The organism is Bacillus sp. FSL W8-1202 (assembly GCF_038006165.1).
Taxonomy (GTDB): domain Bacteria; phylum Bacillota; class Bacilli; order Bacillales; family Bacillaceae; genus Bacillus; species Bacillus subtilis.
The window spans coordinates 3,562,169-3,587,217 of record NZ_JBBOUR010000001.1 but is presented as its reverse complement, the minus strand read 5'-3'; the positions used below and the strand labels follow the sequence as shown (position 1 = coordinate 3,587,217).

General features: G+C 37.3%; 23 protein-coding genes and 8 pseudogenes. 26 read left to right on the top strand and 5 right to left on the bottom strand.

Going from position 1 to position 25,049, the window contains the following annotated elements:
- Positions 1-111: 111 nt before the first annotated feature.
- Both brnQ and NSQ09_RS18985 read left to right on the top strand, forming a co-directional pair.
- Positions 112-1,435 (top strand): annotated as a pseudogene (brnQ, locus tag NSQ09_RS18990) (branched-chain amino acid transport system II carrier protein).
- Positions 1,393-1,710 (top strand): hypothetical protein, encoded by a 318-nt coding sequence (locus tag NSQ09_RS18985; protein WP_015251620.1) that lies wholly within the window; start codon positions 1,393-1,395, stop codon positions 1,708-1,710. The pseudogene brnQ and the gene NSQ09_RS18985 overlap by 43 nt, the downstream one beginning before the upstream one ends.
- A 157-nt stretch (positions 1,711-1,867) precedes the next feature.
- Here the strand turns inward: NSQ09_RS18985 and gltR are convergent, their stop codons facing one another.
- A complete protein-coding gene (gene gltR / locus NSQ09_RS18980) occupies positions 1,868-2,758 on the bottom strand; it encodes a glutamate biosynthesis transcriptional regulator GltR (protein WP_019712544.1) in 891 nt (296 codons plus the stop codon).
- Between the two features lie 332 nt (positions 2,759-3,090).
- Between gltR and NSQ09_RS18975 the strand changes: the two genes are divergently transcribed.
- The 3 genes from NSQ09_RS18975 to NSQ09_RS18965 all read left to right on the top strand — a co-directional run bounded on the left by NSQ09_RS18975 (position 3,091) and on the right by NSQ09_RS18965 (position 5,836).
- Positions 3,091-3,480, top strand: a complete 390-nt coding sequence (locus NSQ09_RS18975) for a tautomerase family protein (protein ID WP_041333508.1) — start codon at positions 3,091-3,093, stop codon at positions 3,478-3,480.
- A 283-nt stretch (positions 3,481-3,763) separates the two neighbouring features.
- A complete protein-coding gene (czcD, locus tag NSQ09_RS18970; RefSeq protein ID WP_038429364.1) occupies positions 3,764-4,711 on the top strand; it encodes a CDF family zinc transporter CzcD in 948 nt (315 codons plus the stop codon).
- A gap of 87 nt (positions 4,712-4,798) precedes the next feature.
- On the top strand, positions 4,799-5,836 hold the full coding sequence (locus tag NSQ09_RS18965; protein ID WP_041333512.1) for a flavin-containing monooxygenase: 1,038 nt from the start codon (positions 4,799-4,801) through the stop codon (positions 5,834-5,836).
- Between the two features lie 120 nt (positions 5,837-5,956).
- On the opposite strand, the gene czcR is transcribed toward NSQ09_RS18965, so the two are convergent.
- Positions 5,957-6,823, bottom strand: a complete 867-nt coding sequence (gene czcR / locus NSQ09_RS18960; protein WP_041333514.1) for a LysR family transcriptional regulator CzcR — start codon at positions 6,821-6,823, stop codon at positions 5,957-5,959.
- A 125-nt stretch (positions 6,824-6,948) separates the two neighbouring features.
- Here czcR and NSQ09_RS18955 point away from each other — a divergent pair, with 125 nt between their 5' ends.
- The 3 genes from NSQ09_RS18955 to NSQ09_RS18945 all read left to right on the top strand — a co-directional run bounded on the left by NSQ09_RS18955 (position 6,949) and on the right by NSQ09_RS18945 (position 9,661).
- Positions 6,949-7,914 carry a DMT family transporter gene (locus NSQ09_RS18955; RefSeq protein WP_041333517.1) on the top strand — a complete coding sequence of 322 codons (966 nt, stop codon included), beginning with the start codon at positions 6,949-6,951 and terminating at the stop codon, positions 7,912-7,914.
- A 17-nt stretch (positions 7,915-7,931) separates the two neighbouring features.
- Positions 7,932-8,075, top strand: a complete 144-nt coding sequence (locus NSQ09_RS18950; RefSeq protein WP_014477437.1) for a YrzO family protein — start codon at positions 7,932-7,934, stop codon at positions 8,073-8,075.
- Positions 8,076-8,356: 281 nt separating this feature from the next.
- Positions 8,357-9,661, top strand: coding sequence for a hemolysin family protein (locus NSQ09_RS18945; RefSeq protein WP_017697706.1), 1,305 nt, complete (start codon positions 8,357-8,359; stop codon positions 9,659-9,661).
- A 156-nt stretch (positions 9,662-9,817) separates the two neighbouring features.
- On the opposite strand, the gene bltD is transcribed toward NSQ09_RS18945, so the two are convergent.
- Positions 9,818-10,276, bottom strand: coding sequence for a spermine/spermidine acetyltransferase (bltD, locus tag NSQ09_RS18940; protein WP_041333519.1), 459 nt, complete (start codon positions 10,274-10,276; stop codon positions 9,818-9,820).
- Positions 10,277-10,478: 202 nt separating this feature from the next.
- Positions 10,479-11,681, bottom strand: a complete 1,203-nt coding sequence (blt, locus tag NSQ09_RS18935) for a multidrug efflux MFS transporter Blt (protein WP_003229880.1) — start codon at positions 11,679-11,681, stop codon at positions 10,479-10,481.
- A gap of 116 nt (positions 11,682-11,797) precedes the next feature.
- On the opposite strand from blt, the gene bltR reads away from it, so the two are divergent.
- The 17 genes and pseudogenes from bltR (at position 11,798) to NSQ09_RS18850 (ending at position 21,951) form a co-directional block, all read left to right on the top strand.
- On the top strand, positions 11,798-12,619 hold the full coding sequence (bltR, locus tag NSQ09_RS18930) for a multidrug efflux transcriptional regulator BltR (RefSeq protein WP_014480349.1): 822 nt from the start codon (positions 11,798-11,800) through the stop codon (positions 12,617-12,619).
- A gap of 82 nt (positions 12,620-12,701) precedes the next feature.
- Positions 12,702-12,812, top strand: a pseudogene (locus NSQ09_RS18925) (N-acetylmuramoyl-L-alanine amidase); the annotation flags it as partial.
- Positions 12,793-12,936: a hypothetical protein gene (locus tag NSQ09_RS18920; RefSeq protein WP_032722385.1), complete on the top strand. Its 144-nt coding sequence runs from the start codon at positions 12,793-12,795 to the stop codon at positions 12,934-12,936. The pseudogene NSQ09_RS18925 and the gene NSQ09_RS18920, both read left to right, overlap by 20 nt.
- A 226-nt stretch (positions 12,937-13,162) precedes the next feature.
- A complete protein-coding gene (locus NSQ09_RS18915; RefSeq protein ID WP_041333524.1) occupies positions 13,163-13,723 on the top strand; it encodes a cupin domain-containing protein in 561 nt (186 codons plus the stop codon).
- 391 nt (positions 13,724-14,114) lie between these two features.
- Positions 14,115-14,432, top strand: a complete 318-nt coding sequence (locus NSQ09_RS18910; RefSeq protein ID WP_080286220.1) for a sulfurtransferase — start codon at positions 14,115-14,117, stop codon at positions 14,430-14,432.
- Between the two features lie 21 nt (positions 14,433-14,453).
- Positions 14,454-14,714: a metal-sensitive transcriptional regulator gene (locus NSQ09_RS18905; protein ID WP_003237170.1), complete on the top strand. Its 261-nt coding sequence runs from the start codon at positions 14,454-14,456 to the stop codon at positions 14,712-14,714.
- Between the two features lie 148 nt (positions 14,715-14,862).
- On the top strand, positions 14,863-15,345 hold the full coding sequence (locus tag NSQ09_RS18900) for a DsrE/DsrF/DrsH-like family protein (RefSeq protein ID WP_024572226.1): 483 nt from the start codon (positions 14,863-14,865) through the stop codon (positions 15,343-15,345).
- 23 nt (positions 15,346-15,368) lie between these two features.
- Positions 15,369-15,465, top strand: a pseudogene (locus tag NSQ09_RS18895) (rhodanese-like domain-containing protein); the annotation flags it as partial.
- Between the two features lie 65 nt (positions 15,466-15,530).
- Positions 15,531-16,088: a sulfurtransferase TusA family protein gene (locus NSQ09_RS18890; RefSeq protein ID WP_041333528.1), complete on the top strand. Its 558-nt coding sequence runs from the start codon at positions 15,531-15,533 to the stop codon at positions 16,086-16,088.
- Positions 16,089-16,108: 20 nt separating this feature from the next.
- Positions 16,109-16,407 (top strand): annotated as a pseudogene (locus tag NSQ09_RS18885) (DsrE/DsrF/DrsH-like family protein).
- A 32-nt stretch (positions 16,408-16,439) separates the two neighbouring features.
- Positions 16,440-17,574 (top strand): annotated as a pseudogene (locus tag NSQ09_RS18880) (MBL fold metallo-hydrolase).
- A 33-nt stretch (positions 17,575-17,607) separates the two neighbouring features.
- Positions 17,608-17,835: a sulfurtransferase TusA family protein gene (locus NSQ09_RS18875; protein ID WP_012116896.1), complete on the top strand. Its 228-nt coding sequence runs from the start codon at positions 17,608-17,610 to the stop codon at positions 17,833-17,835.
- 59 nt (positions 17,836-17,894) lie between these two features.
- Positions 17,895-18,164 (top strand): annotated as a pseudogene (locus NSQ09_RS18870) (TSUP family transporter); the annotation flags it as partial.
- 81 nt (positions 18,165-18,245) lie between these two features.
- Positions 18,246-18,563, top strand: coding sequence for a transposase (locus NSQ09_RS18865; RefSeq protein WP_014479904.1), 318 nt, complete (start codon positions 18,246-18,248; stop codon positions 18,561-18,563).
- Complete coding sequence (locus tag NSQ09_RS18860) at positions 18,560-19,474, top strand: IS3 family transposase (RefSeq protein WP_033880480.1); 915 nt, start codon at positions 18,560-18,562, stop codon at positions 19,472-19,474. The genes NSQ09_RS18865 and NSQ09_RS18860 overlap by 4 nt, the downstream gene beginning before the upstream one ends.
- An 84-nt stretch (positions 19,475-19,558) precedes the next feature.
- Positions 19,559-20,083: pseudogene (locus NSQ09_RS18855) on the top strand (sulfite exporter TauE/SafE family protein); the annotation flags it as partial.
- Between the two features lie 770 nt (positions 20,084-20,853).
- Positions 20,854-21,951, top strand: coding sequence for a glycosyl hydrolase (locus tag NSQ09_RS18850; protein WP_038429356.1), 1,098 nt, complete (start codon positions 20,854-20,856; stop codon positions 21,949-21,951).
- A gap of 484 nt (positions 21,952-22,435) precedes the next feature.
- On the opposite strand, the pseudogene NSQ09_RS18845 reads toward NSQ09_RS18850, so the two are convergent.
- Positions 22,436-23,778, bottom strand: a pseudogene (locus NSQ09_RS18845) (MATE family efflux transporter).
- Between the two features lie 130 nt (positions 23,779-23,908).
- On the opposite strand from NSQ09_RS18845, the gene NSQ09_RS18840 reads away from it, so the two are divergent.
- A complete protein-coding gene (locus NSQ09_RS18840) occupies positions 23,909-24,589 on the top strand; it encodes a TetR/AcrR family transcriptional regulator C-terminal domain-containing protein (protein WP_015714344.1) in 681 nt (226 codons plus the stop codon).
- Positions 24,590-25,049: the final 460 nt, after the last annotated feature.

Sequence of the window (25,049 nt, the reverse complement as noted above, 5' to 3'; positions counted from 1 at the left end):
ATATAAAACTGACACAAGCTTATTTTGGAATCAACACTGTGCCAGTGCAAATAGCATCTGTAATGTTTCCTGGCTATTCAAGAAGTGTCTACTTTAATCGGAGGATATATAATGTCAAAAAAAGTGTCTGCTTCCTATATCATCATTATAGGATTAATGCTATTTGCATTGTTTTTTGGAGCAGGAAATCTCATTTTTCCGCCTATGCTTGGTCAATTGGCCGGGAAAAATGTATGGGTCGCTAATGCAGGTTTCTTAGTGACCGGAGTTGGATTGCCATTACTGGCTATAACAGCATTTGTTTTTTCGGGTAAACAAAACTTACAGTCGTTAGCCAGCCGTGTTCACCCGGTGTTTGGCATTGTATTTACGACGATTCTCTATTTGGCAATCGGGCCTTTTTTCGCTATCCCGAGATCAGGAAACGTATCGTTTGAAATTGGGGTAAAACCTTTTTTATCAAATGATGCAGGCCCTGTCTCATTGATCATATTTACAATATTATTTTTCGGATTGGCATGCGTGTTATCACTTAATCCTTCAAAAATCATTGATATAGTTGGGAAATTTTTGACACCAATTAAGCTGACATTTATCGGATTGCTTGTAGTGGTAGCTCTTATTCGCCCAATTGGAACCATTCAAGCACCATCAAAAGGGTACACATCACAAGCGTTTTTTAAAGGATTTCAGGAAGGATACCTTACTCTGGATGCCCTTGTAGCATTTGTTTTTGGAATTATCATCGTGAATGCATTTTAAGGAACAAGGAGCTTCTACCAAAAAACAGCTGATGGGTGTTTGTGCAAAAGCAGCCGCGATTGCAGCTGTACTCTTAGCAGTTATGTATACAGCCCTTTCCTATATGGGGGCTTCCAGCGTTGAAGAACTGGGGATTTTAGAAAATGGAGCAGAGGTCTTGGCTAAGGTTTCATCCTATTATTTTGGATCTTATGGTTCGATCTTATTGGGCTTAATGATTACAGTGGCGTGTCTGACGACAAGTGTCGGACTGATCACAGCGTGTTCTTCATTTTTTCATGAATTATTTCCGAACATTTCTTATAAAAAAATTGCTGTCGTTTTATCAGTGTTTAGTACACTTGTCGCAAATATAGGATTAACCCAGCTCATTAAGGTGTCAATGCCTGTCTTACTGACGATGTATCCTATCGCGATTTCCTTAATATTTTTAACGTTTTTGCATTCTGTATTTAAAGGGAAGACAGAAGTGTATCAAGGCAGTTTATTATTCGCATTCATCATCAGCTTATTTGACGGTTTGAAGGAGGCGGGAATAAAAATTGAAGTTGTGAATCATATTTTCTCTCAGATTCTCCCTATGTATAACATAGGGCTGGGGTGGCTCATTCCAGCTATTGCAGGGGGAATATGCGGCTATATACTGAGTATATTCCGAACAAAAACAAGTTGATCAATCAACAGCAATATCACTCAGATCTGCAGGATCTCCTCCATCAGTGGATACTTCAACTGTTACAATTGGATGTTCTGCCCCTGTCCAACCGAAAATATCAATCTTTCCGTTGTCACCCGAAATCTGTAGGTGAATATTTAATAGTTGTGAGAGCGATTGACTCTTTAGGAAATAGTCAGCCTTTAACTTCAAGACGCAACCAAGTGTCTAGGGCAATGATCTTCGTTCAAAATTCTTTGAATGAGGAAAATCTACATTCTAATATCGACTAGGTTTCACAATTCAGAGTGCAAAATCACGAAGAAAAAGCAAACTACATACCGAAGTTTGCTTTTTTGCTCTATACAAACAATGAGATGCGCCTATATTTTTATATCAGACAACTGATCAGAGGTATTTTGAGGCGAAGCCTGCCTTCCATCCATTTATTTACGATTGATCTGGCCTCTTTACCTGAAAATGATCCCTCATATGCGTTAAAAAAGCAGATAAAGCAGGGGTAATTAAAGTGTCTTTCCGCCTTATAAACATGGTTGATACGAAAGAATATTTGTCAGAGATAGTGTGGCTGCGAATGCGGCCTTCTTTTTCATGCGAAGCAATGATTGAACGAGGCAGCAGTGAAATCCCCAAGCCGGCGCTTACACAGCCAATGATCGCTTCAAGTATGCCAAATTCCATTAATTTTATAGGTAATAAACCTTCTTCTTGGAGGATATGATTGAGCTTTGCTCTGTAAGAGCATCCTTTACGGAATACAAGCATTGTTTGTGTTTGAACATCCTGAATGGAAGAAATCACAGGGTGTGAAGCGCTTGTAACAAGAACCATCTCTTCATCCAATACCTTTTCTTGAACTAAATCAGGGTGTTCAATAGGCCCTGAAATAAAAGCGCCGTTTAACTCATAATGTAAAACTGCTTGTATTTGTTGTTCCGTAGGGCCGGTTACTAGGTTCAAATCAACATTTGGATAGAGGTTATTATAATGTGCAAGGAGTTGAGGAAGCCAAACTGCAGCTGTTGTTTCCATTGATCCTATACGCAGTGGCCCAGAAGGCGCGGATGATTCGCCCATGGCTGCTCTAGCTTCTTCAATAGTATGTAGAATTTTCTCTGAGTAAGAAACAAGAATTTGCCCTGGGGGAGTAAGTGTGATTCCTCGACTATGGCGATAGAATAATTTTGTCTGTAAATCGTTTTCTAGTTGTTGTATCTTATTCGTTACGTTCGATTGTGCATAATTTAAAGTCTGAGCAGCCTTGGAAATACTGCCTTCACGAGCAGTAGTGAGAAAAACCTGTAACAACTGAATATTCATCTAGTCCTCCATAGTTAATATCTGATTTTGAGATGTCTTCCATCTTAATTTTGAATTATATATGATAGCAGAGCTTCATGTAAACTAAAGCTTAGAAGAATAAATGATTTCTAAAGTAAGTGATAAGGCTATTTCAAAAAATGGTTAATTTACTCGAAGTTGATTCTGTATATTGCCTATGGAAATACACATCATAACATAGGCTTGACTAACACCAGAATGAAGGGGTTATTGGGAAATTACTTTATTCTAAATGTAGCAGCTGCTTGGAAATAGCTGACACATTAACGAATGAAATTAAAAAGACTGTTGTAGTAGAAGGAGGGGATTTTATGCCATTACTTCGTTTTGACTTAATAGAAGGGCGAGATCAATCAAGTTTGAAAAAACTTTTAGATGTCGCTCACAATGTTGTAGTAGAGGCTTTTGATGTGCCTCAACTAGACCGTTATCAAATTGTTCATGAACATCCAGAAAATCATATGATTATTGAGGATACTGGGTTAGGATTTAACCGAACTAAAAATCTTGTTGTTCTTTCAGTTACAAGTAAATCCCGACCGGAAGAGAAGAAACAAAAATTTTACAGGCTGTTAGCTGAAAGACTGGAATCTGAGTGTGGTATCGCATCAACTGATTTAATTGTATCTATTGTTGAAAATGATAATGCTGACTGGAGTTTTGGACTTGGCGAGGCCCAAATTTTAACCGGTAAATTGTAGTTGAATACTACCCTCAAATGCTTGATTGAAGAAAAGGAAAAGGATAGAGAAACTTAGTTAGCGGAGCAAACCATGGGTTTGCTCCGCTTTTTAGAGAATAATTAAGGAGGTATTGTTGATTTCTATAAAAAATATTTTGACATTTCAGTAAAGAGCAGATATATTTATATATGAACACATGCTCATATATAAATATTGTTTGCATCATGTTAGAATGCTTCATAACAGATTTGAAATAATAAATACATATGTATTAAAAACTTTAGGTAAGGAGGAGTTTTTTATGGGTCACAATCATAGTCACAATCATAATGAAGGAGCAAATAAAAAGGTTTTATTGATCTCTTTTATCATGATTACAGGTTATATGATAATAGAAGCTATAGGTGGATTTTTAACAAATAGTCTGGCGCTTTTATCTGATGCAGGCCATATGCTGAGTGATTCAATTTCATTAATGGTTGCCCTGATTGCTTTTACATTAGCTGAAAAAAAGGCAAATCACAATAAGACATTCGGCTATAAACGATTTGAGATTCTTGCAGCTGTGATAAACGGTGCTGCCTTAATTCTTATTTCTCTTTATATCATTTATGAAGCAATCGAACGCTTCTCTAATCCACCAAAAGTAGCAACAACTGGCATGCTTACAATTAGTATCATCGGGTTAGTTGTGAATCTATTGGTCGCTTGGATTATGATGAGTGGCGGAGATACAAAGAATAATCTGAATATAAGAGGAGCTTATTTACATGTAATAAGCGATATGCTCGGCTCTGTAGGTGCCATTTTAGCTGCCATACTCATCATCTTCTTTGGATGGGGCTGGGCAGATCCATTGGCTAGTATCATTGTGGCTATTCTTGTTCTAAGAAGCGGTTACAATGTGACTAAAGATTCCATTCACATCTTAATGGAAGGAACTCCAGAAAATATCGATGTCTCTGATATCATTCGTACAATTGAAGGGACAGAGGGAATTCAAAACATTCATGATTTACACATATGGTCTATCACAAGCGGATTGAATGCTCTTTCTTGCCATGCAGTTGTGGACGATCAACTGACCATTTCAGAAAGTGAAAATATTTTACGCAAAATTGAACATGAACTTGAGCATAAAGGCATTACGCACGTAACCATTCAAATGGAAACCGAAGCGCATAATCACGACAATGCGATCCTTTGTCAGCCCAAAATGGAGAAGCCGCGTGACCACCATCACCATTAAATTTTTTATCTAACTTTATAGTGAGGAGATCAACTAGCATTTTGCAGATTCTGTCTACTGACAATTTGAAATTGGCGGGGTGATAATGTGTACGACACTATCGTAATCGGGGCTGGTCAAGCAGGGATCTCGATAGGATATTATTTTAAGCAGTCCGATCAAAAGTTTATCATTTTGGATAAAAGTCATGAGGTGGGGGAGAGCTGGAAAGATCGGTATGACTCATTGGTTTTATTTACTTCTCGAATGTATAGCTCTTTGCCTGGAATGCATCTTGAAGGAGACAAACATGGATTTCCTACAAAAAATGAAATTGTTGCTTATCTAAAGAAATATGTTGAAAAATTTGAAATTCCAATCCAATTACGGACAGAAGTAATAAGTGTCCTAAAAATAAAGAATTATTTCTTAATAAAAACAAATCGGGAAGAATATCAAACGAAGAATCTTGTCATTGCTACAGGGCCTTTTCATACCCCTAGTATTCCATCAATATCAAAGGATTTAGCTGATCATATTAATCAACTACACTCATCACAATATAAGAATTCAAAACAATTGGCATATGGAAATGTACTAGTAGTTGGTGGTGGGAATAGTGGTGCTCAGATAGCTGTTGAATTATCCAAAGAAAGAGTTACATATTTAGCCTGTAGTAATAAACTAGTTTATTTCCCTTTAATGATCGGAAAAAGAAGCATCTTTTGGTGGTTTGATAAATTAGGAGTTTTACATGCAAGTCATACATCAATAGTAGGCAAATTCATTCAAAAGAAAGGTGATCCAGTATTTGGGCATGAATTAAAACATGCAATAAAACAGAAGGAGATCATCTTAAAAAAAAGAGTCATTGCCGCAAAGCAAAATGAAATCATTTTTAAAGATTCATCTACATTAGAAGTAAACAATATTATTTGGGCTACTGGTTTCAGGAATCCCTTATGTTGGATAAATATAAAAGGTGTTTTGGATCAAGAAGGTCGAATCATACATCATAGAGGTGTTTCACCTGTAGAAGGATTGTACTTTATAGGGTTGCCTTGGCAGCATAAGCGAGGTTCAGCGTTGCTTCAAGGCGTAGGAAATGATGCTGAATACATTGTAAAACAAATGAACGGTGGATAAACGAAGCAGAGCAGTAACTCACATGTTTACTGCTCTATTTTTTGCGTGAATAAGGGTAGCGAAGTGGAGATGCGCTTTCTCTTTTATTTAAGAAGTTAACATAGAAAGAGAAAAAGCACTTTAAGCCATACTCATATTTTTATGTTCAACAATGGTCTTAAGGAGGCTGCGCATTGAATTTGTCAGGTACGCATCTTTATGGCGTATAAAGATTGTTGAGATACAGCTGTCTTTCTCAGGTAATGGGTGACAATAAACCTTACCTTGTGCAGCTAGATGCATAACAGCAGATTCCGGTACCACTGTTATACCGAGTCCAAGTGCAACACTATTTAAGATTGTCTCTAGGATGTTAAATTCCATCATTCTGTTTGGGAGCACACCTTCATCTTTGAGCCACTGTTCAAGCCTAGACCGATACCCGCACCCTTGATTAAAAACAAGAATCGGAGTCGTTGAAAAATCCTCTATATTAAACGTTTTGTTACTGGTTACAAGAGTAAGTCTTTCAGTATAAACATCATACTGTTCCAGAATAGAATGTTTCAAAGGGCCTGAAATAAAAGCTCCGTCTAATTCGTGATTCATGACCTTTTTAATAAGTTCCTCTGTTAGACCAGCCTGCAATGATAAATCCACATTAGGATACTTTTTATAATAGGAAGCTATGATGGTCGGCAGTATCCTCACTGTTTCCACTGTACCGATTTTTAATATTCCAGACGGTATGTCAGTATCTAGAAAGACCTGCTCCAGTTCTTCAACATCTTTCAAAATTTTGTTAACGTATTCAATCATTTTTCGGCCCTCTGGGCTTAGTGAAACCCCTTTTTTATGGCGATTGAAAAGAGGTGTTTTGAGCTCATTCTCTAATTGCTTAATCCGCGCAGTTACATTAGATTGTACATAATTTAACTCTTTTGCAGCACCGGTAATACTCTTGTGATGGGCTACGCATTTGAAAATTTGTAAGTCTCGCAGTTCCATGAAGATCCCCTCTTCATTAAAGTATCATTATCAATGATGTTTTTCATCACATTTGTTCATTTTACTTGATGCTTACTTCTTTTTATAATTCTCATTGTAATTTTAAAGAAAAGGAGGGGAATTCAATGAAAAAAAGTCAATTATTCATTGGTGCCCTTACATGTTTAGTGGCAAGTATGTCTTGGGGCGCGATGTTTCCAGTTGCAGATCATGCATTAGAATTTATTGATCCGTTTTATTTTTCATTTATTCGCTACGGTGTGGTAACGATTATGTTAGTGATTTTATTATTGGTGAGAGAAGGAAAAAAATCATTTCATTTAGAGGGTAAAGCAAAATGGATCATTTTATTTGGGGTGATGGCGTTTACTGTATACAATGTTCTTATTTTTTTAGGTCAAAGGTTGATGGGGAAGTCTGGAATTATGACAGCATCCATTGCCGAGGCACTCATGCCGATGCTTTCAATTGTTATTCTATGGGGATATAAACATGTGAAACCTAAAAAATACACAATGATCAGTATATTGATTGCCTTTTTGGGGGCTTCGATGGTCATAACCAAAGGTAATATAAGTTTCTTTTTTTCATTAGGGGATCATCTATTCTCGATACTCTTTATATTCATTGGTGTTTTAGGGTGGGTTGTCTACACAATGGGGGGACAGATATTCCGAGAGTGGTCCACACTTCGTTATTCAACTTTGACATGTTTATTCGGCACAGCTATAACAGGAATCATGACAGCTATACTTACCGCGCAAGGTTACGTGTCGGTACCGAGTATTAAAGTGATTGCAGCAATTAAGTATGATTTTTTATTTATGATTACTTTACCAGGTATCATAGCCCTCCTTAGTTGGAACTATGGCATTAAAATCCTATCATCCATTAATGGGATTTTATTTATTAACTTTGTCCCCATTACTACATTGTTAATCATGGTGATCAAAGGATATAACATAACTGCATTTGATATAGTAGGAACACTGTTTGTCATTATTGGACTCATTTTAAATAACATATATCAGCGTAAGGAAGATTATAAGCAGGTATTGCAAAAAGAAAAAACAAATTTGACTATCACTTAGACGGAGGGGGATTTAAAATGTTTGAAGGTTTATTGTTTTTCATTTCAGCTGGAATTGTCTGTGAACTTGCTGCAATTAATAGAAATGGCCGCAAAAATATAAAGCAACAGGCGGAATTGATTCAAATTTTAAAAGAAAACCTTAATAAAGACATTAAATAAATCAAGACGGTTGGGTATTATTGAAACACACCAGAAAATTCAGGTGTGTTTTTATTTTGCTTTCTTTTTTAAGCCTTAAAACGCCACTAATCGTTAGTTGAAGACTATGGGAACCACTCTCCATACGGAAAAAGATGATTATTTACATCATTCAGAGTTGATTTTAGGTTCTTTTGAACTTATAATGTTATATATACTGTTTTTTGTTTATTCAGAAAAAACGGGTTATAAAAATAAATATTTACATCGGAGGTGTACGCCTTACTAGGTAAGGCAAATCATTGACAACCATTAACCTTATAATCTTTACTCTTTTAATTGTCTTAACAGCATTTTTTGTTGCGACTGAATTTGCGATAGTAAAGATCAGGTCATCAAAAATTGACCAACTCATATTAGAGGGAAAAAAAGGTGCCGTATCAGCCAAAAAGGTCATTACTCATTTGGACGAATATTTGTCAGCTTGTCAATTAGGGATCACGGTTACAGCGTTGGGAATTGGCTGGGTCGGAGAATCGACTTTTGAAGTGATTTTGCACCCCTTATTTGCTCATTTTCATGTAAGTGAAACAGTCTCACATGTATTGATCTTAGTGATTGCTTTTGTGATGGCGACTTTTTTGCACGTTGTAGTTGGAGAACTTGCTCCTAAAACACTCGCTATCCAAAAAGCGGAAACCATCACTCTTTTGACTGCAAAGCCAATTATTTGGTTTTACCGCATCCTGTTCCCTTTTATATGGTTTTTAAATGGTTCAGCCCGGTTTATAGTAGGACTCTTCGGTTTGAAACCTGCATCAGAACATGAACTTGCTCATTCTGAAGAAGAACTGCGCATCTTACTGTCTGAAAGCTATAAGAGCGGTGAAATCAATCAAAATGAGTTGAAATATGTAAATAATATTTTTGAATTTGATGAAAGAATCGCCAAAGAAATTATGATTCCGAGAAGAGAGATCGTAGCGATTTCTAGTGAGGATTCTTATGAAACTATTGTTAAGACCATTAAGACAGAGAGCTATACAAGGTACCCAGTCCTAAATGGAGATAAAGATTCAATCATTGGTTTTATCAATGCTAAAGAATTTTTGTCAGCTTATATTGACACAGACCAGAAGATAAAAGAGGATTTCAAGTTAGAAAATCATATCAACCCTGTTATCCATGTTATTGAATCCGTTCCAATTCATGATTTATTGGTAAAAATGCAAAAAGAGCGAACACATATCGCTATTCTTGTGGATGAATATGGCGGCACTTCAGGTTTAGTCACTGCTGAAGATATTCTTGAAGAAATTGTCGGGGAAATCAGAGATGAATTTGATAAAGATGAAGTGCCTAATATTAGAAAAGTAAATGATAATCACTATATCTTAGATTCGAAAGTGCTCATTGAAGATGTAAATGATTTATTGGGAACGACGTTAGCAAGTGACGAAGTGGATACAATAGGCGGCTGGTTTATGACTCAACAAATAGACGCTGCAGTTGGGTCCGTTATAGAAGCCGATGGGTATATTTTTAAAGTGCACAAAACAGTTGGCCGGCATATTAATTATTTAGAAATTGTCCGGAAAAAAGAATAACATCTGGATAAAACACATGAGATTTTGACTAATAAGATGCTTAAAGCCTGAGATGAAATTTTCATCCAGGCTTTTTTAAACAATGATCTTGCAGTTTAAGTAGGTAATCATTATCGAAGTTCAAACGTTTCTCAGCAAAAAAGGAGGCCTGGATATCTATAGCTCTTTTACCATTACCTTCTCACCATTAAAGTCGAGTTCACCATTAAATTGAAAACCAAACCTTTGATAAAGGCGTATAGCATGAATATTATTTTCAAATATACTTAAATAAATTCTTTTGCATTTATATAGCTCAGCAAGGTGCTGAATGAGGGCTTTAAGCATTTTCTTCCCTAATCCTTTTCCCTGATAGCGTTCGTCAATAAAAAATCGGTCAAGCCAGACTCGTCCGTTTTTATTATCTTCATCATACTCGGGAAACAATCCATACATTGCAAAACCGACTAGATCTCCTTCATAGTAAAGCCCGACAGGTTTATAATAGTGACATTCTTTTGCATCCTCTAAACATACTTTTGTAGTTTCAATATATGATAATTGATTCTGGCTGACATGCAGATCAAGAATTGCAGCACGATTATCATCAGTTACTGCTTTTATTTTTATACTCATACTACCTTCTCCTTTTTTCTTATCCCGGTTAGGCTGCGACTGCTTATGGTGATGGCAGATGAAATCCTGATATTGCTAAAACTCAGCTTAAACTATATTCACGTCAAGCAACATGTAGCCTATCAAATTAAGTACCTTTTCTTATTGTGCCTAACCAGGGGCATTCCCTGCATCCAAATGACTTAACTTTATAGAAAATGAATTAATTCAAAGCTGCAGCATCATTCTTTTTTTCTTTCCAAACCATTGTAAGACCAAGGCCGACAATCATAACGAAACCTGCAAAAAGGAAAGGATAATGAATGTTAAGATCAAATAGTATACCGCCTAGAGCAGGTCCAAATATATTTCCCAGGCTGGTGTATGTGGAGTTCATGCCTGCTACGAAACCCTGCTGGTTACCGGCCATATTGGATAAATGAGCGGTTAAGGCCGGACGTAGCAAATCGAACGCCAGAAAAATAAAACAAGTTACAAGCAAAACAGTTAAAAATCCTGACATAACAGTAGACACGAAAGCCAAGATCGCTCCGGTTATTAAGCATAGCTGAATCATTCTTTTCTCTCCAAGTTTGTTGACCAATTTCCCGAATAGTAAAACTTGAATAACTACCGCAACAATGGAACTAATCGTAATAATGGCTGCAATATCTTTTGGTGTGAAGCCAAATTTATGATCAGAAAACAAGCTGAATACCGTTTCATAAGCTGATAAACCAAAAGCCATTACAAAGACGATAATAAATGCAATGAAATAGACAGGATGAATGGATCTCTTCAAGTCTTTAATGAAATTTGATTCCTTTGTATGAGATGAGAGTTGATGGCGTTCTTCTATCGACAATGACTCTTTTAGTATAAAAACGGAAGTGACAGCAGCTATTAACGCGATGGCGGAGGCGAAGAAAAACGGCATGCGGATGCCAAAGCCGGCAATAAATCCTCCCGCACCAGGCCCAATAATAAAGCCGGTGCTAATTGCAGCAGAAACATACCCCATAGCCTTTGACCTTTCCTTTAGGGTTGTAATATCAGCTACATATGCTGTTACCGCGGGCATGATAAAAGCCGCACTTACACCACCCAATATCCTCGAGAAATAAAATATTGAAACATGGGTCCCTAATCCGAAAATCAACTCAGATAAACTGAATATAAGCAACCCGAGAATAATCATTTTTTTTCTCCCGAAACGGTCAACCCACCTACCTGCAAAAGGTGAAGTAATTAACTGAGAAATGGCAAAAGCCGCAACAAGATAACCCATTGTGCTGCCGGATAAATGCATGATTTTCATAAAAGAAGGCATAACTGGAATGATTAAACCGATACCAAGAAATGCTACGAAGATGTTGCTTAATAGTATAATGAATATCGTTTTTTGCTCATTTATTGATTTTTTCATCTGAATTCCCCTTTTACTCAATTGAACCCTTTTTACCTATCCTTTTCGCTTGAAGCTTTTTTCAAGTACAATCAAATCATAAGGTATATGGTTACCGTATAGTCAAGGAGGTTTTTATGAGCGAAGATGTTAAGAAGTATTTCACAACAGGGGAGTTTTCGAAGCTCTGCCGTGTAAAAAAACAAACCTTATTTCATTATGATGAGATTGGTCTTTTCTCGCCGGAAATAAAAAAAGAAAATGGGTATAGATATTATTCCTATCATCAATTTGAGATTTTTCAAGTCATCAGTCTATTTAAAGAGCTTGGGGTTCCATTAAAAGAAATAAAGTGTCTAATAAAAGGAAAAACACCAGACAAGATCCTGCATGTTCTAAAAGAAAAGTCTATTGAGATTGATAAAAAAATAAATGAGCTTAAGCAGTTGCAAACGATCTTACAAACAAAAGTGACGCTTACAGAACAAGCACTTGAGACTGATTTTTCCTCAATATCTTTTGAATATTTAAATGAAGAAACATTCATGTTAAGCCGAAAAACATTAAACTTACCGGAACGAAAATATGTGGCAGCCATTTCAGAACTCATTCATGAAGTTCAGCAATATGAATTAGATGAAGGATATCCGATAGGCGGAATCTTTGCACGGGAACAAATCTTAGAAAAAGACTTCTACAATTACAGTTACTTTTATATAAAAGTAAAAGATGGGGCAGAGAACATAAATTATCATGTACGGCCAAAAGGCCTGTATGCAGTTGGATATGAAATAGGCGGAAATACTGAAGAGGCGTACCGGAGAATCATTGAGTTCATTGAAAGAAATGGAATGCAAATAGGGGAAAATGCATATGAGGAATATATGCTGGATGAGATGGTAGTTGACGGGTATGAAAATACATATGCAAAAATCCTCCTTCAAGTTAAAGAGGTGTAAGATTACGAGATTTTCATATGGAAAAATTGTTTCTGTTGTGTGCCCAAAAAGAATATAAACTGGTTTACTAAAAGCGAGCCCACATACAGGAGACGGTACAAACGGTACTGGGAACCGCAAGTCTATCGGCGTTGAAATATGCTATAACGATTCAGGAGGCGATAAATTCTACGCTGCTGAAAAGCTGGCCATCAAGGCGCATCCAAAGGGATAAATCTAAAAGAGCTGGGATAGGGGGGACAAACAACAGAATTCCGTATACTCTGTTGTTGTGCTATGTAAATGTTCAAAAGCCATTTAGGATCGTCGACCTTTGATAATCCATCATATAAAGGTGTCATTCGATGTCTTGTTAACAAAGGCTAGTAAAATTCAACATCCAGAAAACGATTACAAGGTCGGTGATAAATTATTCATTCGTGAATCAAACGGTGATCGAACATTCATTTTTGTGTTCAATATGAGTTTTCTTGATTTCGCACACTCCCTTAATAAATGCATAGGATACTATCACAAAAATTTATAATTGCGGGGGATCAAAAAATGTACTATAACCCTTTTTCGCCTCAATGTTATTATTATGTGACTGTACCGATGTATAATGATGGAAGATCTGTTTATTGGTCTATTCCAAATGAGATGGAGCACGTACACAGATGTGCCGATTTGCGCTCTTCATATGAAGATAGAAACCTTCTCTTGAAGGATTATGGGCCAAAACCATTTGTTGTAAATATCAATAGAGCCACAAAACAAAACCATACGTTCCGTACTGCTTTATGGACAGGAAAGCATTTTCAAGTGACTTTGATGAGTCTTGGTATTGGAGAAGACATTGGTTTGGAAATCCATCCTAACGTTGACCAGTTCTTACGGATTGAGCAGGGGCGTGGGATCGTCAAAATGGGAAAGAGCAAAGATCATTTGAACTTTCAAAGAAATGTTTATGATGATTATGCCATTATTGTACCTGCCGGCACTTGGCATAACGTGATTAATACAGGTAATACGCCATTAAAACTTTACTCCATTTATGCTCCTCCTAACCATCCATTTGGTACAGTTCATAAAACCAAAGCAGATGCAGTGGCTGCGGAAGATTAGCACAGATATTCTGCAGAATTCTAGAATAATTAAAGTCACATCCAGCATGAAACATGGGGAACCAGTACCATGATAATGAAACCCAATTTAATATCCAAGCAGCGTGTCTTGTGCTAATTTTAAAAGTAATTGATAAATAAAGCCGATTTAAAATTAAATCGGCTTATTGCTTGCTTTATTCGAGTTCCTTTTAGCGGAATTGGCATTATCGAAATGTAAGTATTTTTTTCAATCTTTGGATATTAAAATTTATCTAACTGCTCAAAGAAATTCACTTTCAGGCTTGACTATATACCCAAGGGGGTATACTATAGTTTTGTGAATAACAAAGAGTTAATAAGGTGGTGTAAGTAGTATCAATTATTTAATTATTGCATTCCTGCTTATTTTTGTGATTATCATTGCAACGTATAGACGTTATTATCCTATAACCGGAATCTCTTGTATCCATAAAGATAAATTAAAGGCTATAGACATGACAATATTAGATATTCGCCATTATAACGATGTACCCAATTTTTCGGATAATATTATTTTAAACATCCCATATGCGTATCTAAAACGTTTTTATTTAGAGATTCCACGTGATAAAATACACATAATAGCTCGTGATCGGGTGGAATTAAATTTAGGAGTGCGTTTTCTAAAGCGCAAAGGTATCCATGTAAACAGTTATGAACTGGCAACATGTAAATGTAAAAATAAATGAAAGAAAGGATTTCATTGATATATGGAGTATGATCAAAAGATTAAAAACCGCTTACGACGGATTGAAGGACAAATTAAAGGTGTATTGACTATGATGGAACAAGGAAAAGATTGTAGAGAGGTTGTGACCCAATTAGCAGCTTCCCGTAATGCGATCGATCGAGCGATGGGTTTAATTGTGAGCACAAACCTTGAACATTGTGTTCGTGAAAGTTTAGAAAAAGGCGAAGACACACAAAATTTAGTAAAAGAAGCAGTCGACTTATTGGTAAAGAGCCGATAAAAATTCATCAACCTAAGGTTGACGAATTTTTATATGCGTTATATTATACCCCCTATGGTATTTAAAGAGTTGAATAAAAGCAGATCTTTCGAAAAAAAATTTTTTGACTTTAATATACCCTCAGGGGTAATTAGTTGGGGGAATAAACATGACAGAACAAACAAAACGCACAACAATTGTTTTATTTAGCGGGGATTATGATAAGGCAATGGCAGCCTATATTATTGCAAATGGTGCAGCTGCCTACGATCATGAAGTGACGATCTTCCATACTTTTTGGGGATTAAACGCTTTACGTAAAGAAGAGCTGATTCCAGTGAAAAAAGGATTTCTTGAAAAAATGTTTGGAAAGATGATGCCTCGTGGTGCTGATAAGATGGGTTTATCTAAAATGAACTTTGCAGGTATGGGCCCTAAAATGATTAAAAATGTGATGAAAAAGCATAATGCACTTACATTACCTCAGTTGATTGAGATGGCTCAAGAACAGGGGGTAAAGCTCGTAGCTTGTACGATGACAATGGATCTTCTTGGTTTACAGGAAAAAGAACTATTAGATGATATCGACTATGCTGGTGTAGCAGCTTATTTGGCAGATGCTGAGGAAGGCAGTGTCAACTTATTTATCTAATGCTACTCATTTACTCATTGCTAAGCGGAATGAGAAGTTTAAAGGCAAGTAAAAATATTGAAGAAACAAGGATTTAAAAACATCACAAATATAAAAGGGGGCATGAATACATGGTATTAACTTCTAGTGAGAAACTTTTTGTATATTTATATACCCCCACCCCTATATGAAAAAAGGAGGAAAAAATGATGAAAGCAACTATTGTACTAGACGCTAAAGGTTTGGCGTGTCCAATGCCTATCGTAAAAACGAAGAAGAGAATGAAGGATTTAAAAGCTGGTGAAGTATTGGAAATTCATGCGACAGATAAAGGTTCCACAGCAGATCTGGAAGCATGGGCAAAAAGTACAGGCCATGAATATCTAGGTACTGAAGCAGAGGGAGAGATACTTCGTCATTTTCTTCGAAAAGGAGGAGAGCATTCATCAGAAAATGCATCTTCAATTCCTGAGATTTCATTAGAAGCTTTCAAACAGAAAGTGGATAGTGACGAGTCTCTTAACATTTTAGATGTACGAGAGATAGAGGAGTATGAAAAAGCTCATATTCCTGGAGTTGTGCATATCCCTCTTGGTGAAGTGGAAAAGCGCTCTAATGAATTAAACAAAAATGATGAAATTTATATTATCTGCCATTCGGGAAGAAGAAGTGAAATGGCGGCCCACACCATGAAGAAACAAGGTTTTAAAAAGGTTATTAATGTTGTCCCCGGTATGCGGGATTGGACAGGTAAAACCGAATAAATAAAAAGCATGATGAACAGATGAGTACAAGAGTAGCGATTATTGCGGCAAATGGCGGTCTGTTTGATGCTTATAAAGTCTGTAATATTGCGACAAGGAAAAGAGCATGTCGCAGAAGGTTGTAGGAAAGCAAATGTGCCTTCTATTCCTGAATTGATTGAAATGGCACAAGAAATGGGAGTTACATTTATTGGTTGTCATATGACGATGGACGTTATGGGTTTAACAAAAGATGATTTTATAGAAGAAAATCGAAGTAGGCGGGGCTGTTACCTTTTTAGATTTTGCTAAAGATGCAGATGTATCTTTAACATTTTAAGTTCTGCTTAATAAGATTTGATAGGGGAGGAAATGAAACATGGCCGTTCAAGCACTTACCGCAAAAGAAGTCACACAAAAAATCTTTAACAAAGAACCTTTATTTATTTTGGATGTGCGTAATGAAAATGATTTTAACGATTGGAAGATAGAAGGGCATGACTTTGACCATTTGAATGTTCCTTATTTTGATCTTTTAGATGGCGTAGAAGATATCTTGGAGAAAATTCCTTCTGATAAAGAAGTGCTGGTCGTTTGTGCAAAAGAAGGTTCATCCGTCATGGTATCCGAAATGCTATCTGAAGCAGGTCATTCTGTATCCTATCTTAAGGGTGGAATGAAAGCATGGAGCGAACATTTAGAGCCGGTAAAAGTCGGGGATTTAAAAGATGGCGGTGAGATGTATCAGTTTGTTCGAATCGGTAAAGGCTGCCTGTCATACATGGTCATTTCCAATGGTGAAGCAGCAATTATTGATGCGACACGTATGGTAGATTTCTTTATGGATTTTGCGAAGGAGAAGGGTGCAACGATTACTCACGTATTTGATACACATCTTCACGCGGACCATATTTCAGGCGGCAGAGTCATTGCTGAAAAAACAAAAGCAACCTACTGGTTACCGCCTAAAGATGCTGAAGAAGTGGTATTCGATTATCAGCCGTTGGAAGAAGGAAACGACATGATCATTGGAAATACAACGATTAAAATTCAACCGATTTATTCTCCGGGGCACACGATTGGGTCCACTTCTTTCATTGTCGATGATCTGTATCTTCTTTCAGGTGATATTTTGTTTATTGATTCAATTGGCAGACCAGACTTAGCCGGTATGGCAGAAGATTGGGTAGGAGATTTAAGAAAAACGCTTTATAGCCGTTACAAAGCGTTATCAAAGGATTTAATTGTATTACCGGCACACTTTATGATCATTGACGAGCTAAATGAGGATGGAAGTGTTGGTAAAAAACTAAGTACATTATTTAGCGAGAACCATGGTTTGAACATTGCGGATGAAACAGAATTTAGACACCTAGTAACAGATCATTTGCCTCCGCAACCAAATGCATACCAAGAGATTCGAGAAACAAACATGGGGAAAATCAGCCCAGATGAAGAAAAACAGCGTGAAATGGAGATTGGTCCAAACCGCTGTGCAATACGGTAACACAAGTTTCTATTAATAAGAGGAGAGATGAACATGAAATCAGATAAAGTATTAGACGCAAAAGGCCTGGCATGCCCAATGCCAATCGTCAGAACAAAGAAAGCGATGAATGAACTGGAATCAGGTCAAATATTAGAAGTGCATGCAACAGATAAGGGAGCTAAAAGTGATCTTGCAGCTTGGTCTAAATCAGGCGGGCATGACCTTTTAGAGCAAACTGATGAAGGTGATGTATTGAAATTCTGGATTAAAAAAGGCTAATAATGTGAAAGGGTATCGAATAAAAAGATACCCTTTTCCTTTGAAAGGAGGAAACCAAAGTGGATATTGCCTTTATCACAACTCTTTTCATTATAGGGTTTATTGGTGCCTTTATTTCCGGAATGATTGGTATTGGCGGAGCAGTTATTAATTATCCAATGCTATTGTACATTCCTTCTTTAGTGGGAGTGATGTCATTAACTGCCCATGAAGTTTCAGGGATAGGGGCTATTCAAGTTTTCTTTGCGACACTCGGCGGTGTTTGGGCTTATCGTAAGAGTGGTCTTCTAAATAAAGCATTAATTATTTACATGGGAAGCAGCATCCTTTCTATTTAGCCCCCTAATGAATTTGGACACCTACTAAGAGTGGTTTTATACTTATGGTTGCCAAATAAGGGGGCTTTTGTGATGCAAAGACGAAAACATTCTGCTGAATTTAAACAACAGGTGGTACAAGAAGCAATTGAAACAGGCAATAAAGCTTTGGTGGCGAGACGTCACGAGCTCAGTCCAAATCTCGTAAGCAAATGGGTAAAAGCTTTTCAGGAAAAAGGCAATCTAGATCATTCCGGCATTCAAGATATTGTTTCTCCCTCAGGGATCAAACAGTTGGAGGAGGAGAATGACCAGCTTAAAAAGCTGTTAGGCGAAAAAGATTTAGAAATTTCCATTCTCCGTGACGTACTAAAAAAGAAGAACCCTCACTTACTGAAACGCTTGAAATAGCGAATGAGTGGATTGCGAAAGGTTATGCCGTCCGTAAAGTCCTGAAGATTTTAGAGATTTCTCCTTCTACGTACTATTATCAATACAAGAAAGAAGAAAAGTCAGTAAGTGAGGGCAGACCCATTCCGGGCTATTCACTCACTAAGAACGGCAAAAAAATACCGGATGAACAAATACAGGAATGGCTGATGGAACTCATCTCAGGTGAAGCCGGTGTCTATGGCTATCGAAAGTTGTGCCTCCGCCTTCGAAGCGAGTATGCGCTACAGATTAACAAAAAGAAAGTGTACCGATTATGTAAGGAACTCGATATCCTACAGCCACAGCGAGAAGTGAAGTTCCACTATCCAAGAAAATTAGCGAGGAACCGGATCATCACTGAATCGAATCAGCTGTGGGAAGCAGATATTAAATACGGCTACATCGAAGGTGAAGAGCGTTTCTTCTTTATTCTATCGCTCATTGATGTATATGACCGTTCCATCATTGATTATCATATTGGTTTACATTGTACCGGACACGACGCTGGCCAACTCGTGCAGCGTGCCTTGTTTAAGCGTCAGCAATTTGAAAGAGAAACAAAGCCAGTCATTCGAACGGATAATGGTCCACAATTTATTTCTCTAGCGTTTCAGAAAGCATGTGAAACGTTCCACATCGAACATGAACGCATTCCGCCGAGAACACCGAATATGAATGCCCATATCGAGTCGTTTCACCGATTACTAGAGTATGAATGTTTGAGGCGGTTCGCTTTTCATTCCTACGCAGATGCGTATCATGAGGTGGCTGAATACATGGATTTCTACAATAATCGAAGAATCCATTCGAGTATTTTAGATTTAGCACCAAATGAATTTTATCAACGAAACCAAACAGAAGAGCTAACGATTAAAGAAGTGAGAGTATGAGGCAGGATGATTTTCTTGCCTCACCTAAAATAAAGAGCAATTCTATGAAATAATGAGCTAAGAGTAGTATGTGTCCAAAATTAGGGGGTTAACCCGCTTTTAGGGAGTGTATTGGGGAGTTACTTTTCTCATTACATATCTGAAAAAGGAATTAACTTTATATACGGAATTCTGGCTATTTTAGCAGTTATTTTAATGTTGATACCTAAAAAAGGACAAGAACATAGCGAAGACAAAGAAGTGATATTTAATAAATGGTTGGCTTCGTCCCTAGCGTTAATCATAGGTGGTGTATCAGGTATTTTAGGAGCTGGCGGCGCCTTTATCCTGGTCCCCATTATGTTATCGATTTTAAATATTCCTGTTAGAATCACAGTCGCTTCATCTCTTGCGATTACATTTCTTTCATCTATTGGCGCAACAGTTGGAAAAGTAATCACGGGCCAGGTTCTTTTTGTACCAGCCCTGGTTCTTATGATTGCTAGTTTAATTGCTTCTCCTATTGGCGCATCAGTTGGGCAAAAAGTAAATACAAAATTCCTGCAATGGATTTTAGCGCTATTAATAAGTGCGACAGCTATTAAAATTTGGTTAGAGCTTCTGATATAAGTCAGCAGGTAAAATGCAAGATTAACAGGTTGATACGGCTGAAGTTTTTGAAAATCAAATGAATATGAAACATCAATTGAGGGTTTTTTATTGAATGGTTTAAAATTGACTATGAGTCAGAGAGAAAAAGGCAATAGGGCACCGCAAATTAAAATTCTCAGTAGATCAAAATAACTTTTGGATTGGTATTAGAATCTTGATTATATGCTGCGGAGAAAGTGACGGGTTGAAACTGCTGTTAAGGAAAACATCAGATTATGAAAAACCAAGAAGAAAGAAACTAAGTTAGAGGAGTAAACCATACGTTTGCTCCTCTTTCTGTTTATAAAGGACTTTGTACCAAAAGTAACGTTTGCTGCTATGAATAGGGATCAAAATGATTTGTTTTTTGATTATTTTTTAAAATAATTTAATAGGATAAAAAAGAGAGTGAAAATCATCCACCACTTAATATCGAAAATAATTCGACTTAACTAAATAGGCAATAAGGTTTAAATGCAAAAGGGAAAGTTTGCTTCATAGTCTGTGAGGCATACAATAAAAAATAGGTGAAACGTCTGATGAAAGAAGATATTTTTCGGTTTAATATAATTAATGCCCAAAAAATGGAGATTTACAATGGGTAAATGCAAATATCTCTAAGGAAGGTCTCTCTTATTTTAAATATGAAAGGGGATGAAAAAGCGTAAATGACTTAATAGATTCTGTGCTTTATAAATCTTTAACAGAATAAATGATTAAAATAATAAAAGTAGAAGACGGAGAATATTATGTATAAAAAAATTGCTGTTTTTATATTACTATCTTTCATAATCGTTTCATCTTTTTCACAGTCGGCTCTTGCTCATACAGTTTACCCTGTGAATCCTAATGCACAGGCAACAACGAAAGAGTTGATGAATTGGCTGGCTCATCTGCCAAACCGATCTGAAAATCGCATACTGTCAGGTGCATTCGGCGGATTCACAAATGCTTCGTTTTCCATGAAAGAAGCCAACCGAATTAAGAATGCTACTGGCCAGCTACCCGCAATTTATGGTTGTGACTATTCCAGTGGATGGTTGGAGAAGCCCTATATTTCTGATATTACTGAGACGATCGACTATAGTTGCAACAGTGACTTAATCTCATATTGGAAAAGCGGTGGAATACCACAGATTAGCTTACATCTAGCTAATCCTGCATCCAGTACTTTTGGGAAAAATGCTTCCCATATTTCAAACAGTGAGTATGAAAAAATCTTAGACTCATCAACTACAGAGGGTAAGCGATTAGAGGCTGTTCTGAGCAAAGTTGCAGATGGCCTTGATCAGTTAAAAAATGAAGGTGTACCTGTTCTATTCAGACCTCTTCATGAAATGAATGGAGAATGGTTTTGGTGGGGACTAACCGAATATAACAAAAAAGACAGCCAGCGCTTCTCACTTTATAAACAACTTTATCAAAAAATCTATCATTATATGACTGATACAAGAGGTTTGGACAACCTGATATGGGTTTACTCACCGGACGCCAATCGAGACTTTAAGACTGACTTTTATCCTGGATCTTCATATGTTGATATTGTTGGATTAGATGCGTATTTCTCAGATGATTTTACAATTCAAGGATATGATGAGTTAACAGCTCTTAATAAGCCATTTGCGTTCACAGAAATCGGCACACAAAAACAAGATGGTAATTTGGATTATGCTGTGTTTCTTAATACAGTCAAACAAAAATATCCGAAAACCGTGTACTTTCTAACTTGGGATGAGGTTCACAGCCCTTCGGTTAATAAAGGTGGGTCTAATTTTTATAATGACAGCTGGACCCTTAATAAGGGAGAGGTATGGGCTGGTAGTTCACTTACACCAATAGTTGAATAACTGAAATGACAAGGACATAAACAATTTCTTCATGTCGTTGAGTAACACTTGTTGAATTTCTTACAGAAAAATTGATCCAAAGAAGATACTAGACGTTGTGCAAAGAAAAACGTTAAGACGCAGACATAGGTTTGCTCCTCTTTTTCTGTCCATGAAAAGAGGAGTGGTGACTTTTGCGTAAATCGCAATTTGTGTAAATATCATTATTGTTTTTGATGATTCTAATCGTGTATTTAAAAGGAAGAGAGTAAAAAAGCCCGACGTTTACTGTTTTGAGCTCACCATTTTTTAATATATAAGCTTCATAATCAATGATAGTGAGCGGAATAACTCGTGCAGGTTCAATTCTTCTAAACCACATTAATAATAAAGTGGGAGGATTTGAGAAGGGGATAGTTTAGCCGATTATGAGGGCTAAACTATCTTTTTTTACATATTTGATTAGTTTACAATACGGATTTAAATGTCATATGTTTACTAGCACTTAACTATTCAATTCAGGCTGCAATTTGTTCCTCAAAGCATAAAGCATGATGGCACCTACAAGGAATGCGACTGTATCTGCAATGACAAGTGACCAAACCACCCCATGAAAGCCGTTCACCTGATTGGCGATGAACAATACAGGAATCAGAGTAATTCCTTGTATAAATGACATAACAAAAGCGGCCGTTCCTTGCGCGGTAGCTTGGAAGATACCAGTAAATAATGAGGACATCCCTGTAATAAATATGGATAAAAACGTAACATGTAGAATGTAGCTGCCTATTTTAATTAATTGCGGGTCATTTGTAAATAAACCTATTAGATGGTCGGAAATTAAATAGACGATAACGCCAAACATTACTGCTAGCGTCACAATCGCTTTTAATGTAAATCCAATGGTATTTTTCATGCGTAATTTATCCGCTGTAAAAGAGAATGCAATTAACGGTACGACCCCTTCACATAGTCCCATCAAAATAAATTCAGGAAATTGAAATAAGCGGGATGAAATTCCGTATGCAGCAACGGCTTTGTCCCCATATTCGACAAGAAAATGATTAAAGATAAGAGACATTGCCCCCAAAAAATACTCATAATAAAGACCGGAATGCCGATTTTTAATACATTGCTCAGAATATCCAGGCCAACCTTGAACCACTTTACGGAGACAGTTAAGAACTGGCTCTTATATCCCATGTGGAAGGCATAGAATGAACTCGCAGCCAAGTTGGAAATGACGGTAGCAGACGCAACTCCGATTACACCCCAATGGCATACGAAGATGACTAACGCATCAAGCATAATATTTACAACAACACTGAGAATCATACCGGTCATCGACGTGATTGCTGAACCCTCTGAGCGCACGATATTCTCCAGCGTGAAAAATAATACGACGAAAGGTGAACCAATAAGCATAACCATGACATAGTCCTTCGTGAAGCCGAAGGAGTCAGATGTTGCCCCCAGGCCATGAACAATTGGATCGATTAAAGGGAGACCCACTGCCATCACAATAAGACCAAGAACTAAACTGCTGTAAAAGGCAAATGAGGATACATGCTTTACATCATCATATTTTTTCTCCCCGAGCAAACGGGAGATTAATGTACCGCTGCCCATGCCAATCAAGTTGCCTAGCGCCATAATGATTGCAAATAACGGCAAGGTTAATGCGAGTGCGGTTAATATGGCGGTATTGTGGAGTGTACCAAGGAAAAAGGCATTTAGAATGGAATATATGACACTCATTGATGTACCTAGCATCATCGGTATAGCGAAGTGAGCAACAGCTTTTGCGATCGGTGCTTTTTCAAAATAATAGAGGTTTTCTGTATCCATTATATTTCACTTCTTTCTTGTTTATATTTAATCTAACACTGTTAGTTTGAGTCTTACAGTGTTAGATGGTATCATCATTTTATAAACCTGTAAAGAGAAACTTACACTGTTAGATAAAAGGACGGATAATATGAAAAAGCAGCAGCCTCAGATTTCAGAGGAAAAGATTTTAGAAACCTCGTGGGAACTTCTTGGGGAGGGAGGCATCGAAACATTCAGCATGAGACGATTGGCCAACAGGCTAGGGATTCAGGCTCCCTCTCTGTACTGGTATTTCAAGAGCAAACAGAAGCTTTACCAGCGTCTGGCTAACCAAGTATCGAAAATGATTCTGGAGGAGTTCCACTCCGAGGGAGACTGGAAGGAGCAGCTGATGGGGCTTGCGATAACGGTACGGAACGTGCTCAGCCGATATCCTTGCTCTACGCAGCTCATGATGATGACGCTGCCCCATGAACCGGACATCATCCGATTCACGAACCGAATGTTACTCTGCGTGGAATCAACACCACTTAAGCAAGAGCAGAAAATGCAAGTGGTTACTACGCTTGTAAACTATGTCTTCTACTTCGTTTTAGACGATTATCAGCATGAGCGCAATGTCACTGCTATCCTGAAGGACCAAGAAGAGCATCCGGGGGAGGAGATGATACGCCTTCTTGATTCCATGAGCGAGACAGATGCGGGATTATTCCGGAGGATGTTTACGAACGGGCTGTTTGAGTTGATGGGGACTGACAGAGCATTTGAGTTTGGCTTGAAACTGATTTTATATGGGATTGAGAGGGTGATAAAGGAACAGGAGAGGTAATAATTAAACTGCCCGCCATCGGAAGGGCAGTTTAATTGAGATTTTCTCGTCCCTCTATATGTGTCACCGTACTGGAGGAGCACTACTTAGGGATTGGAGTCAACAGAAGAGATTGTGAAGAATTGTACTTAAACGCCAGTGATTTAATTGAAGAAGAAATAAAATGAGTAGTTCTTTAAAATGAACTGCTTCTAACCAATTTTTTTTAACTGATTCTTCATATTCATTAAAAGTCCTCTCATTGTGATAGTCATATATGTAAGGGTATCGACAGCATAGATGAGGCCTCTATAAAGAAAGCAGTGACTAGGAATGTACTGAAGTATACCGATCTAAGGATTTTCTCAGGAGAGCTTTTAGAACGTCCGGCTTAGAATCGCTTGATGGAGGGAAGTAACGCCCCATAAGAGAGAAGCCATCTGCTATGATCCAGACGCTTTTCTCGAAGAGTTTATCAGTG